We start from the raw sequence: 13,092 nt of genomic DNA, 5'->3' as shown, positions 1-13,092 counted from the left end.
CTTCCTACGTACGGAGTGTTATTGGTCTCACAGCTGCTATCGGACTTCGGGAACTTTTTAGGGTGGTCCGGGTTCAATAGCTGGTTGCCTGTAGAGGGACGGCGTCGGCTTTGAGTGGGCTTATCAAGCTATCACCAGCGAATTCGACGACTAGATTATTCGCGCAGCCGACCTGGTTCGAGCTGCGTTTTTCCGTGCGGACCATTGAGCGTCCACAGGAAACTTGCCTGGAGGGGAGAACTTTTGCGAGAAGCCCGAGTCTATGTATGCAAGCCGACAGACTGGCTGGTACAGCGCTCCTTCAAGCTTTATGAGGAGTGTTCATGCTAACCCAGGAAGAAGATCAGCAGCTGGTCGAACGCGTTCAGCGCGGCGACAAGCGAGCTTTTGATCTGTTGGTGCTGAAGTATCAGCACAAGATTCTCGGGTTGATCGTGCGATTCGTGCACGACACCCATGAAGCTCAAGACGTAGCGCAGGAAGCTTTTATCAAGGCTTATCGTGCGCTCGGAAACTTTCGCGGTGACAGCGCCTTTTATACTTGGCTGTACCGCATCGCCATCAACACGGCGAAGAACTATCTGGTGTCGCGCGGTCGGCGACCACCAGATAGCGATGTAAGGTCTGAAGACGCGGAGTTCTACGATGGCGATCACGGCCTCAAGGACATCGAGTCGCCGGAGCGTGCATTGTTAAGGGATGAGATCGAGGGAACTGTCCATCGAACTATCCAGCTTCTCCCGGAAGATTTGCGTACTGCCCTAACTTTACGTGAGTTCGACGGTCTGAGTTACGAAGACATTGCCAGCGTCATGCAATGTCCGGTGGGTACCGTGCGTTCTCGGATTTTCCGCGCTCGGGAAGCCATCGATAAAGCCCTGCAGCCGTTGTTGCAGGAATCCTGAGACAGCGGCGATAGCCAAGAGAGGAACCGCCATGAGTCGTGAAGCCCTGCAGGAATCGCTGTCCGCAGTGATGGATAACGAAGCGGACGAACTGGAATTACGTCGGGTACTGAATGCCATTGACGATGCGGACACACGTGCCACATGGTCGCGTTATCATATTGCTCGTGCAGCGATGCACAAAGAGCTGTTGATGCCTCACTTGGATATCACGGCTGCAGTGTCTGCCGCGATCGCCGATGAAGTCAGCCCGTTGAAAGCTGCTCGTGGTCCATGGCGTAGCCTGGGTCGTCTGGCAGTTGCAGCCTCGGTTACCGTAGCGGTACTGGCGGGTGTTCGCCTGTACAACCAGGATGACATCGCTGGTGCACAGTTGGCGCAACAGGCTCCGCAGCCTGCCAGCCTGTCTGTTCCGCAAGTGAAGGGTCCGGCCGTACTGGCTGGCTACACTGAAAGCAGCGAGCCTGCCCAAGGTCCGATGGTCAACGGTGTTTTGCAAGGTCAGGCTGGACAGGATCAACGTCTGCCAGGTTACCTGCGTCAACATGCTCAGCAAGCTGCGTTGAAAGGCACTGAAAGCGCTCTGCCTTATGCACGTGCTGCAAGCCTGGAAAACCGTTAAGGAGGATCATGCGCGCCATCCCTCTATTGCCTTTGTTGCTTGGTGGATGGCTTGTCCTCCCCGCTCATGCCGATGACGCGCAAGATTCGCTAAAGCGTCTTGCGCAGGCTGAGCAGCAGCAAAGCTTTCAAGGTACCTTCGTTTACGAACGAAACGGTAGTTTCTCCACTCACCGAATCTGGCATCGGGTAACTGATGGCAAGGTTCGTGAGCGTCTGCTTCAGTTGGACGGTTCTGCTCAGGAAGTGTTGCGCGTTGACGGGGTCACCCAATGCGTCAGCGGCACTCTCGAAGCTGGAGTGTCTAACGTCCCTGATTCTGCAGTTCATGCATACGATGTCAAAAAGCTCGCCGCCTGGTACGACATGAAAGTCGTGGGTACCTCGCGTGTTGCGGGTCGTGCGGCGAAAATCATTGCCCTGACCCCCAAAGATCAGCATCGATATGGCATCGAGCTACACCTCGACGATGAAACCGGCTTGCCCCTTAAATCGCTGTTGTTGAGCGAGAAAGGGCAGTTGTTGGAACGTTTCCAGTTCACTGAATTCGACACTGCGAGCATCCCCGGTGATCAGGCATTGCAAGCCAGTGCTGATTGCAAAGCAGTGGATGTTGCCAAGTCCAGGCCTGAAACCTCTAAAAACCCGGCACCTTGGCATCTGGAATGGATGCCGCCTGGTTTTGAGCTCAGCAGCAGTGCAGTTCGCAAGGATTCGGCTACCAGTGTCCAGGTCAGCAACCTGATGTATGACGACGGTATTGCCAGGTTCTCGGTTTTCGTCGAACCAATCAGCGGTGCAGCGGTGACTGATACGCGTACCCAGCTTGGGCCTACGGTGGCCGTGTCCCGTCGACTGACCACGCCTAAAGGCGATGTGTTAGTGACGGTTGTCGGTGAAGTGCCCATCGGAACCGCTGAGCGAGTTGCGCTTTCGCTTCGCAGTACCGACTTGCAAGCCAGCAAGAAGTAGGTCGTAAAATGATGGTCCGGGCCCAAGATGTAGAAGGTTTCATCTTGGGCCCGGAAAGCCGCAGAGCAAGACTTTGCAGGCCTTCTGGTCAGTTCGCCGAAATGTTTGGTGAGGTTTCCAGGTTGCAAAAACTCTCGTTTTTTTCTATAGGTCACAGCCTTGCAGCTCTGGCCTTTGTTGTTTCCGGGTCAGGGAAATGGCTGCTGGAAATATGCACTCGGTCGAGTGCCATGGCCGCGGGCCCATTGGGCCCCTCGGTCTGTACTGCTTAACTTTGCTCGTTGTGAACGGGAGCCGTATGTCTATACCAAGCTTGAAATCCTATCTTTCACTATTTGCTGCCGTGCTGATGCTTGGGCAAGTCGTCTCCGCTCAGGCCGAGTCGCTGCCGGACTTTACCTCGCTTGTAGAGCAAGCCTCCCCGGCCGTTGTGAATATCAGTACCCGGCAGAAAATGCCGGAGCGCTCCGTCGCCCAGAACCAGATGCCTGACCTTGAAGGTCTGCCGCCCATGCTGCGCGAGTTTCTTGAGCGCAGCGTGCCGCCTGGCTCTCGTCCGCCTGGTTCGGGTCGTGGCGATCGTCAGCGTGAGGCGCAATCTCTGGGCTCGGGGTTCATCATCTCGGCTGATGGTTATGTGCTGACCAATAATCACGTAATCGACGGAGCCGATGAGATTCTGGTTCGTCTTTCCGACCGCAGCGAGCTGAAGGCCAAGCTGGTTGGCACTGATCCACGCACTGACGTGGCGGTATTGAAGATCGAAGGCAAGGACCTGCCTACCGTCAAACTCGGCAACTCCGAGAAACTGAAAGTCGGTGAGTGGGTACTGGCGATCGGTTCGCCTTTCGGCTTTGACCATTCTGTGACCAAAGGTATCGTCAGCGCCAAGGGCCGTAGTCTGCCTAACGACACGTATGTGCCGTTCATCCAGACTGACGTGGCGATCAACCCGGGCAACTCAGGTGGGCCGCTGTTCAACATGGCGGGCGAAGTGGTCGGTATCAACTCGCAGATTTTCACTCGCTCCGGTGGCTTCATGGGGCTGTCGTTCGCAATCCCTATTGATGTAGCGCTGGATGTCGCCAATCAGATCAAGGCCAGCGGCAAGGTAAACCGTGGCTGGCTGGGGGTTGTGATTCAAGAGGTCAACAAAGACCTGGCTGAATCGTTCGGCCTGGACAAGCCTGCCGGGGCGCTGGTTGCGCAAGTGCTCGACAATGGTCCGGCTGCGAAGGGTGGCCTGCAGGTCGGTGACGTTATCCTGACTGCCAACGGCACGCCTATCGTGATGTCGGCTGATTTGCCGCACCTGATTGGCAACCTCAAGGATGGCAGCAAGGCGGAGCTGGGCATTATTCGTGACGGTAAGCGTCAGACCCTGAGCGTCACTGTGGGTGCCTTGCCTGACGAAGGTCAGGAAATGGGCGCTGGAGATGCTGCCGGTGCCGAGCGCAGCAGTAATCGCCTGGGCGTATCGGTCGCGGATCTCACTGCTGAGCAACAGAAGACCCTTGAGCTCAAGGGTGGTGTAGTCATCAAGGAAGTGACCGACGGTCCGGCTGCTCTCATCGGCTTGCAAGCTGGCGATGTGATCACTCACTTGAACAATCAGGCAATCAGCTCGGCGAAGAACTTCACCGAAATAGCCAAAGGCTTGCCAAAGAATCGCTCGGTCTCCATGCGCGTACTGCGTCAGGGCCGTGCAAGCTTCATCACCTTCAAGCTGGCTGAATAGTCGGGACGATCAGCGAAAAGGGCGGTGCTTACCGCCCTTTTTTGTGCGCGGCGTGCGCTCTAATGTTGATCCTGTCGCCGCTGAACGTGACGCCCAAGCGTTAGTTCAGGTACAATTCCCGGCTATTTTTCGGCGGGCAATCTGCCTGCAACCTTTTTGAGTGTTGATCCGTGAGTGATTTGAGTCATATCCGTAATTTCTCCATCATCGCCCACATTGACCATGGCAAGTCGACGCTGGCCGACCGCTTCATTCAAATGTGCGGCGGCCTGTCCGAGCGCGAAATGGAAGCTCAGGTACTTGACTCCATGGATCTCGAGCGTGAGCGCGGGATCACCATCAAGGCCCACAGCGTTACGCTGCACTACAAGGCCAATGACGGTAAAACCTACCAGCTGAACTTCATCGACACCCCGGGCCACGTTGACTTCACCTACGAAGTCAGCCGTTCCCTGGCCGCATGCGAAGGTGCGTTGCTGGTTGTGGATGCCGGTCAAGGCGTTGAGGCACAGTCTGTTGCCAACTGCTACACCGCCATCGAGCAGGGCCTTGAGGTCATGCCGGTGTTGAACAAGATGGACTTGCCGCAGGCCGATCCGGACCGCGTCAAGGACGAAATCGAGAAGATCATCGGCATTGATGCCACCGATGCCGTGGCGTGCAGCGCCAAGAGCGGCATGGGCGTCGATGAGGTACTGGAGCGTCTGGTTCACACCATCCCTGCGCCTACCGGCAACATCGAAGATCCGCTGCAGGCGTTGATCATCGACTCGTGGTTCGACAACTACCTGGGCGTTGTCTCCCTGGTGCGTGTCCGCCACGGCCGGGTGAAGAAGGGTGACAAGATCCTCGTGAAGTCCACCGGCAAGTTGCACCTGGTCGACAGCGTGGGTGTGTTTACCCCTAAGCACACAGCCACTGTTGATCTGAAAGCCGGCGAAGTAGGCTTCATCATCGCCGGCATCAAAGACATTCACGGCGCACCGGTTGGTGACACGCTGACCCTGAGCACTACGCCTGATGTTGAAGTCCTGCCGGGTTTCAAACGCATTCAGCCGCAGGTATACGCCGGTCTGTTCCCGGTCAGCTCCGACGACTTCGAAGACTTCCGCGAAGCGCTGCAAAAGCTGACGCTGAATGACTCTTCCTTGCAGTACTCGCCAGAAAGCTCTGACGCACTGGGCTTCGGCTTCCGTTGCGGCTTCCTCGGCATGCTGCATATGGAGATCATCCAGGAGCGTCTGGAGCGTGAGTACGATCTGGACCTGATCACCACGGCACCGACTGTTATCTTTGAGCTGTTGCTGAAGACCGGCGAAACGATTTACGTCGATAACCCGTCCAAGCTTCCAGACCTTTCGGCTGTCGAAGACATGCGCGAACCTATCGTTCGGGCAAATATTCTTGTGCCGCAGGAGCACCTCGGTAACGTCATTACGCTGTGTATCGAGAAACGCGGTGTTCAGCACGACATGCTGTTCCTCGGTACCCAGGTGCAAGTGACTTACGATTTGCCGATGAATGAAGTGGTTCTCGACTTCTTCGACCGTCTTAAATCGGTAAGCCGTGGTTATGCATCGCTGGATTACCATTTCGACCGTTATCAGTCGGCGAATCTGGTGAAGCTGGACGTGCTGATCAACGCCGAGAAGGTCGATGCACTGGCGCTGATCGTGCACCGTGACAATGCGGCTTATAAAGGCCGTGCGTTGACCGAGAAAATGAAAGAGCTGATTCCTCGGCAGATGTTCGACGTAGCGATTCAGGCTGCCATTGGTGGTCAGATCATTGCGCGTACGACCGTCAAGGCACTCAGAAAGAACGTATTGGCCAAATGTTACGGCGGCGACGTGAGCCGGAAACGTAAATTGCTCGAGAAGCAAAAGGCCGGTAAGAAACGCATGAAGCAGGTCGGCAACGTGGAAATTCCACAAGAAGCTTTCCTTGCAGTGCTCAGGTTGGAATAGTCAGGTCCTATGTCACTAAATTTCCCGCTGTTGCTGGTCATTGCTGTATTCGTCTGCGGTTTGCTGGCGTTGCTCGATCTGGTCATCCTGGCACCTCGTCGCCGGACAGCCATCACAACGTATCAGGGCAGTGTCAGCCAGCCGGATGTTGCGGTGGTAGAGCGCCTGAACAAGGAACCGTTGCTGGTTGAATACGGCAAATCGTTCTTCCCGGTACTGTTCATCGTCCTGGTGCTGCGTTCATTTCTGGTCGAGCCGTTTCAGATACCTTCCGGGTCGATGATTCCGACGCTGCGGGTAGGTGATTTCATCCTGGTAAACAAGTTTTCCTACGGGATTCGCTTGCCGGTCATCGATGAGAAAGTGATTTCAATTGGCGAGCCGAAACACGGCGACGTCATGGTGTTCCGCTACCCAAGTGATCCGAGCGTCAATTACATCAAGCGTGTAATCGGTTTGCCGGGTGACCGGATTCGCTACACCGGTGACAAGAAGCTGTTCATCAATGGTGAGCTGGTCGCCAAGCAACTGATCGGTACCGAGCCCGGGACTCTGGGCAGTGCCGAGTTGTACAGCGAAAAGCTGGGTGAAGTGGAGCATCAGATCCGTCAGGAAATGACTCGCTACCGTGCGCAGCCTGACCACGAGTGGACAGTGCCGGCCGGCCATTACTTCATGATGGGTGACAACCGCGACAATTCCAACGACAGCCGCTACTGGGATGATCCCAACATTCCCAAGGATGAGTTGGGTATGGTTCCGGACAAGAACATCGTCGGCAAGGCCTTTGCCGTATGGATGAGCTGGCCTGAGCCAAAACTGAGTCACTTCCCTAACTTCTCACGAGTAGGGTTGATAAAGTAATCAATACGGCGCTGTGTTCTACAGCGCCGTATGTCATTTGGGCTTGCTCGAAAATGTGCTGCGACTGGTGGGAACCTCTGCGAGTGCGATGACGAGCTATCCTTGGAGTCGTACATGACGTTCGCCAGTTCGCAAAAGGGATGGTCGCTTACAGGAGTATTGCTGGCGGTAGCACTGGGGATTTTCGCACTGAGTGTGGCATTCAAGCTGGTCCCGCATTACCTCGATAACAGGGCGATGAAAAAAATCATCAATGCGGTCGACAGCAACCCTGCTCTGGAAATCAGTTCGGTCAGCGAGTTTTACAGCTATGTCGGGAAGAACATGCAGGTCAACAGTATTCGGGATGTGGATTTGAACAAGGCGTTAAGCGTGACGGTAGTGAACAACAGATTCGTTGCCCATTTGAAATATGAACAACGTGAACCACTGATCCGGAACATCGATATGGTGGTGATGTTCGACGACACCTTAAGCGTGGGCAAACCGTGAGCGTATCCTTGAGCCGCCTTGAGCGTCAGCTCGGCTATACCTTCAAGGATCAGGAACTGATGGTCCTTGCCCTGACTCACCGTAGTTTCGCCGGGCGCAATAACGAGCGTCTGGAGTTCCTGGGTGATGCCATTCTTAACTTCGTAGCGGGTGAGGCGCTGTTTGATCGCTTCCCGCAAGCACGCGAAGGCCAGTTGTCACGTCTGCGAGCGCGTCTGGTGAAAGGCGAAACCCTGGCCTTGCTGGCTCGCGGTTTTGACCTGGGTGAATACCTGCGCCTTGGCTCTGGCGAATTGAAGAGCGGCGGTTTCCGTCGTGAGTCGATTCTGGCCGACGCCCTTGAGGCGCTGATTGGTGCGATTTATCTGGACGCAGGCATGGAGATGGCGCGCGAACGCGTGCTGGCCTGGCTGACCACAGAGTTCGACAGCCTGACGCTGGTCGACACCAACAAAGATCCAAAAACCCGATTGCAGGAATTTCTGCAGTCGCGTGCCTGCGAACTGCCACGTTACGAAGTGGTGGATATCCAGGGCGAACCGCATTGCCGGACATTTTTTGTCGAATGCGAGATCACCTTATTGAATGAAAAAAGCCGGGGTCAGGGTGTCAGCCGTCGTATTGCCGAACAGGTAGCAGCGGCCGCAGCACTTATTGCCCTTGGCGTGGAGAATGGCCATGACTGATTCAACCGCAACACGCTGTGGCTACGTTGCCATCGTCGGCCGCCCGAACGTGGGCAAATCCACGCTGCTCAACCACATCCTCGGCCAGAAACTGGCGATCACTTCGCGCAAGCCGCAGACCACTCGCCACAACATGCTGGGTATCAAGACCGAAGGCGCTGTGCAGGCCATCTACGTCGATACACCGGGCATGCACAAAAATGGCGAGAAAGCGCTCAATCGCTACATGAACAAAACGGCTTCTGCGGCCTTGAAAGACGTGGACGTTGTCATCTTCGTGGTTGACCGTACCCGTTGGACTGACGAAGACCAGATGGTTCTCGAACGTGTGCAGTACGTCCAGGGCCCACTGATCCTCGCGATCAACAAGACCGACCGTATTGAAGACAAGGCCGAGCTGATGCCGCATCTGGAGTGGCTGCAAGGCCAGTTGCCGAATGCGTCCATCGTGCCAATCTCTGCGCAACACGGCCACAACCTCGAAGCGCTTGAAAGCCTGATTGCCTCGCACCTGCCGGAAAACGATCACTTCTTCCCGGAAGACCAGATCACAGACCGCAGCAGCCGCTTCCTGGCCGCCGAGCTGGTTCGTGAGAAGATCATGCGTCAGTTGGGTGCCGAGCTGCCGTACCAGATCACTGTGGAAATCGAAGAGTTCAAGCAGCAGGGGAAAACCCTGCATATCCATGCCTTGATCCTCGTTGAGCGTGACGGTCAGAAGAAAATCATCATTGGCGACAAGGGCGATCGCATCAAGCGAATCGGCACTGAAGCGCGCCGTGACATGGAGTTGCTGTTCGACTCCAAGGTCATGCTCAATCTTTGGGTCAAAGTCAAAGGCGGCTGGTCTGATGACGAACGCGCCCTGCGTTCGTTGGGCTACGGCGACCTGTAAGCCAGATACAACGGTGCGGCTGTTCTGGTCGCGCCGCTCCAGCCTTTGCTTTCTTAGAGCCGCCTGAATGATCAGCGTGCCAATCGGCCAACCTGCTTACGTGTTGCACAGCCGGGCGTACCGTGAAAACAGCGCGCTGGTGGACTTCCTCACGCCTCAAGGAAGGTTGCGTGCGGTGCTGCGCAGTGCCCGGGGCAAGGCGGGGACATTGGCTCGGCCATTTGTCCCGCTGGAAGTGGAATTCCGTGGCCGTGGGGAGCTGAAAAACGTCGGGCGCATGGAAAGCTCAGGCGTCGCCAGCTGGATGGTGGGTGATGCGCTGTTCAGTGGACTCTACCTCAACGAATTGCTTATCCGCCTGTTGCCTGCCGAAGATCCCCATCCCACCGTGTTCGATCACTATGCCGCAACGTTGCAGGCGTTAGCAGAGGGCCGACCACTTGAGCCATTGCTGCGCTCCTTCGAATGGCGGCTGCTGGACGATCTGGGCTACGGCTTCGCGCTGGATGTCGACATCAATGGCGAACCGCTGGACGCCAATGGCATGTATCGGCTGCAAGTGGATGCGGGGCTTGAACAGGTGTATCTGTTACAGCCCGGGTTGTTCAACGGCACCGAGCTGCTGGCCATGGCAGAGGCGGATTGGAGTGCTCCGGGCGCCTTGTCCGCTGCCAAGCGACTGATGCGTCAGGCACTGGCTGTGCATCTGGGCGGTCGCCCATTGGTCAGTCGCGAACTGTTTCGCAAGCCGTAATCAGGCTTTATGCTCACCGACCTGTTTCGATCATATTTCAGGAGACACCCGTGACTCACAGCACTCGCATCCTTCTCGGCGTGAACATCGACCATGTGGCCACCTTGCGCCAGGCACGCGGTACGCGCTATCCGGACCCGGTCAAGGCCGCGCTGGACGCTGAAGAGGCGGGTGCCGATGGCATCACCGTGCATTTGCGTGAAGACCGTCGTCACATTCAGGAGCGTGACGTCCTGCTGCTCAAGGACGTGTTGCAGACCCGCATGAACTTCGAAATGGGCGTCACCGAAGAGATGCTGGCGTTTGCCGAGCGCATTCGTCCGGCTCACGTTTGCCTCGTACCTGAAACACGTCAGGAGCTGACCACCGAGGGTGGCCTGGACGTCGCCGGACAAGAAGCCCGGATCAAGGCGGCGGTTGAGCGCTTGAGCAAGATCGGCTGTGAAGTGTCGCTGTTCATCGACGCGGATGAGCAGCAGATCGCCGCGTCAAAGCGTGTAGGCGCACCTGCCATCGAATTGCACACTGGCCGCTACGCCGACGCTCAAACACCCACCGAAGTCGCTGAAGAGTTGCAGCGGATCGCTGATGGGGTGGCTTTTGGCTTGGGCGAAGGCTTGATCGTCAATGCCGGTCACGGTCTGCATTACCACAACGTTGAAGCGGTGGCGGCGATCAAGGGCATCAACGAACTGAACATCGGCCACGCGCTGGTGGCACATGCGCTGTTTGTGGGGTTCAAGGCGGCAGTGGCAGAGATGAAGGCGTTGATTGTGGCAGCGGCGCACAAAGCCTGAGTTGGTGCTTGTTGGAGCGAGGCTTGCCCGCGAAGAACGATGGCGCGGTACGTTCATGACACCGTGGCGCCTGATTCGCGGGCAAGCCTCGCTCCAACAGGGCTCTCGTGTTACGGCTTACGCCCCACAATCACCGCGCGCATCGGCGCTGGCAGGCCTTCCACGGTTTTGCTGTGATCGTCAGGGTCGAGGAAGTCGCTCAGCGACTGGTAGCGCATCCAGTCCGTACCGCGTTGTTCCTCAACAGTCGTCACGCTGACATCCACGCAACGCACGTCAACGAAGCCTGCGCGGCGAAGCCATAGTTCAAGCGCAGGCACCGACGGCAGGAACCACACGTTACGCATTTGCGAGTAGCGGTCTTCCGGGACCAGCACCTGATGCACGTCGCCTTCCACCACCATGGTCTCGAGCACCAGTTCGCCGCCCTTGACCAGACAATCCTTGAGCGCCAGCAAGTGATCAATCGGCGACTTGCGGTGATACAGAACGCCCATGGAAAACACCGTGTCGAAGCCCTCCAGTCGCGGAGGCAAATCCTCCAGAGCAAACGGCAGATGCCACGCCGGTAGCTCAGGCAGGTATTTGTGCATGGCCTGGAATTGACAGAAGAACAGCCAGTTCGGATCGACACCGATTACGCTGTCAGCGCCGGCCCCCAGCATCCGCCATTGGTAGTAACCATTGCCGCAACCCACATCCAGTACGCGCTTGCCCTTGAGGTCCAGATGCGGCGAGACACGCGACCACTTCCAGTCTGAACGCCACTCGGTATCAATGTGCACGCCGAATACGTCGAACGGGCCTTTACGCCATGGTGAAAGACCCATCAGTGCCGCATGGGTTTGCGTCCGAGTCTCATCGTCGCAATCAACTTCAAGGGTAAAGCTGTCCTTGAGTTCGACACGCGACGGTATCAAATCCGGCAGCGCATTCAGAGCACCTTGCCAGCGCTCCAGATCGCCATGACCTTTGGCCATTTTTGTGTCGAGTTGAGCCTGCAGGCCGTTGGCCCATTCAGCCAGAGGAGTGCCCGCCAGACGGCGGACCAGTGGGGCGAGATCAATCATGGCAGGGCAATCAATGAGGCGAAGTTAAGGCACTGGAACCACGGCACCACCTTGGAAAAGCCCGCGTCGAGCAGGCGTTGACGGTGTTCTTCGAGGCTATCGGGTTTCATCACGTTTTCGATGGCGCTGCGCTTCTGGGCGATTTCCAGCTCACTGTAGCCGTTGGCACGCTTGAAGGCGATGTGCAGGTCGGTGAGCAAGGTGTGTTCCTGCTCATCATTGAAGCGCAACTTTTCAGACAGAATCAGCGCCCCGCCCGGCACCAGAGCCTGGCGAATACGGCCCAGCAATGCCAGACGCTCTTCAGGCGCGATGAATTGCAGGGTGAAGTTGAGTGCGACCACCGAAGCAGGCTGAAACTCAAGGGCCAGAATGTCGCCATCAATCACTTGTACCGGCAGCAACTCCTGAAACATTGAGTCCTGTGCATTCAGGTATTCACGGCAGCGCTCGACCATGGCGGCCGAGTTATCCACCGCAATCACTTTGCAGCCTTCGACCCGCACATGGCGGCGCAAGGCTTGAGTGACAGCGCCGAGCGAACTGCCCAGGTCATAGAGCACGCTGTTGGGCTGAGCGAATTGCGCCGAGAGCACGCCGAGGTTTTCGACAATTGTCGGATAGCCGGGCACCGAACGCTTGATCATGTCCGGGAAGACCCGCACCACGTCTTCGTTGAAGGCGAAGTCCGGCACCTGGGCAAGGGGCTGGGCGAAAATGCGGTCGGGTTCTTTGCTCACGATGGTTCCGGCGGGGCTGAAAAGTGCGGCATTTTAGCCAAATCCGTGCCTCGGCTGAAACCTCATCTCATCGAACGGCAGCAAAACCGGTTCAGTTGACGGTAATGGTGCAATCGAAGGTCTGTTCCGGTGGTACTTCCGGAGCCCATGGCTGTTGATAAATCATCAGCAGGCGGCCGGTTCCGGCGGTTGAAGCCTGATAGCGCCACACTGATTGGCCAGCACTGCCGACCATATTCCTGTCGTCTGAGTTGTCGTAAACCTCAGGGCCGAGACTGCGCAGGATTGAGGGCGCAGCATCCTGGATCTGCCAGCGATAGCCGGTGGTGGGTGAGCTGGGCAAACTCAGCATCAGCGTCTGACCCGTTTTAAGCGGTAGCGGGCAATCGCTTTGGTCTTCGAGGGTAACGATTTGTCTGGGTTGCTGCGCACAGGCAGTGAGCAGCGACAGGCTTAGCAGGGCTAGCAGACGGGCAGGGGGCATGGTGGCTCCAGTCTTTCATACGAAACCGAAGCATAACCGATGAATTATGGGTGTGGGAGAGAGTTAGCTAGTACTCCTCTGTGGGAGCGGTGCTTGCCCGCGATAGG

The 13,092-nt window shown here is 56.8% G+C and carries 14 protein-coding genes; 11 read left to right on the top strand and 3 right to left on the bottom strand.

All coding sequences use genetic code 11. The features are described 5' to 3' along the window. Positions 1 to 323 precede the first annotated feature (323 nt). The 11 genes from rpoE (at position 324) to pdxJ (ending at position 10,691) form a co-directional block, all read left to right on the top strand. Positions 324 to 905, top strand: coding sequence for an RNA polymerase sigma factor RpoE/AlgU (gene rpoE, locus H8S59_RS14335; protein WP_020288878.1), 582 nt, complete (start codon positions 324 to 326; stop codon positions 903 to 905). Positions 906 to 936: 31 nt separating this feature from the next. Further along, a complete protein-coding gene (locus H8S59_RS14330; protein ID WP_187521838.1) occupies positions 937 to 1,527 on the top strand; it encodes a sigma-E factor negative regulatory protein in 591 nt (196 codons plus the stop codon). An 8-nt stretch (positions 1,528 to 1,535) separates the two neighbouring features. After that, entirely contained in the window at positions 1,536 to 2,498 is a 963-nt protein-coding gene (locus H8S59_RS14325; RefSeq protein WP_187521837.1) for a MucB/RseB C-terminal domain-containing protein, read from the top strand. 349 nt (positions 2,499 to 2,847) lie between these two features. Next, positions 2,848 to 4,236, top strand: coding sequence for a DegQ family serine endoprotease (locus tag H8S59_RS14320; RefSeq protein ID WP_371856721.1), 1,389 nt, complete (start codon positions 2,848 to 2,850; stop codon positions 4,234 to 4,236). A 170-nt stretch (positions 4,237 to 4,406) separates the two neighbouring features. Then, complete coding sequence (gene lepA, locus H8S59_RS14315; protein WP_095094141.1) at positions 4,407 to 6,203, top strand: translation elongation factor 4; 1,797 nt, start codon at positions 4,407 to 4,409, stop codon at positions 6,201 to 6,203. A gap of 9 nt (positions 6,204 to 6,212) precedes the next feature. Beyond that, entirely contained in the window at positions 6,213 to 7,067 is an 855-nt protein-coding gene (gene lepB / locus H8S59_RS14310) for a signal peptidase I (RefSeq protein WP_027899776.1), read from the top strand. A 114-nt stretch (positions 7,068 to 7,181) separates the two neighbouring features. Continuing rightward, positions 7,182 to 7,559: a DUF4845 domain-containing protein gene (locus H8S59_RS14305; protein ID WP_187521836.1), complete on the top strand. Its 378-nt coding sequence runs from the start codon at positions 7,182 to 7,184 to the stop codon at positions 7,557 to 7,559. Continuing rightward, the gene (rnc, locus tag H8S59_RS14300; protein ID WP_027899778.1) at positions 7,556 to 8,245 is read left to right on the top strand and encodes a ribonuclease III; all 690 of its coding nucleotides are present in this window, start codon (positions 7,556 to 7,558) and stop codon (positions 8,243 to 8,245) included. The genes H8S59_RS14305 and rnc overlap by 4 nt, the downstream gene beginning before the upstream one ends. Further along, a complete protein-coding gene (gene era / locus H8S59_RS14295; RefSeq protein ID WP_095094143.1) occupies positions 8,238 to 9,140 on the top strand; it encodes a GTPase Era in 903 nt (300 codons plus the stop codon). Before rnc ends, era begins: the two co-directional genes overlap by 8 nt. A 67-nt stretch (positions 9,141 to 9,207) precedes the next feature. Continuing rightward, positions 9,208 to 9,894, top strand: a complete 687-nt coding sequence (gene recO / locus H8S59_RS14290; RefSeq protein WP_214658331.1) for a DNA repair protein RecO — start codon at positions 9,208 to 9,210, stop codon at positions 9,892 to 9,894. 50 nt (positions 9,895 to 9,944) lie between these two features. Further along, the gene (gene pdxJ / locus H8S59_RS14285; RefSeq protein ID WP_095094144.1) at positions 9,945 to 10,691 is read left to right on the top strand and encodes a pyridoxine 5'-phosphate synthase; all 747 of its coding nucleotides are present in this window, start codon (positions 9,945 to 9,947) and stop codon (positions 10,689 to 10,691) included. A 110-nt stretch (positions 10,692 to 10,801) separates the two neighbouring features. Here pdxJ and cmoB read toward each other — a convergent pair whose 3' ends face one another. From cmoB to H8S59_RS14270, 3 genes are all read right to left on the bottom strand, one after another. Then, the gene (cmoB, locus tag H8S59_RS14280; protein WP_187521835.1) at positions 10,802 to 11,761 is read right to left on the bottom strand and encodes a tRNA 5-methoxyuridine(34)/uridine 5-oxyacetic acid(34) synthase CmoB; all 960 of its coding nucleotides are present in this window, start codon (positions 11,759 to 11,761) and stop codon (positions 10,802 to 10,804) included. Then, the gene (gene cmoA / locus H8S59_RS14275; RefSeq protein WP_087264956.1) at positions 11,758 to 12,501 is read right to left on the bottom strand and encodes a carboxy-S-adenosyl-L-methionine synthase CmoA; all 744 of its coding nucleotides are present in this window, start codon (positions 12,499 to 12,501) and stop codon (positions 11,758 to 11,760) included. The genes cmoB and cmoA overlap by 4 nt, the downstream gene beginning before the upstream one ends. Before the next feature lie 91 nt (positions 12,502 to 12,592). After that, positions 12,593 to 12,985 (bottom strand): protease inhibitor I42 family protein, encoded by a 393-nt coding sequence (locus tag H8S59_RS14270; protein WP_187521834.1) that lies wholly within the window; start codon positions 12,983 to 12,985, stop codon positions 12,593 to 12,595. Positions 12,986 to 13,092 lie beyond the last annotated feature (107 nt).

Source organism: Pseudomonas folii, from assembly GCF_014357575.1.
GTDB lineage: Bacteria > Pseudomonadota > Gammaproteobacteria > Pseudomonadales > Pseudomonadaceae > Aquipseudomonas > Aquipseudomonas folii.
Note: the sequence above shows the minus strand (reverse complement) of the source record. Positions and strands in the feature narration are given on the sequence as shown.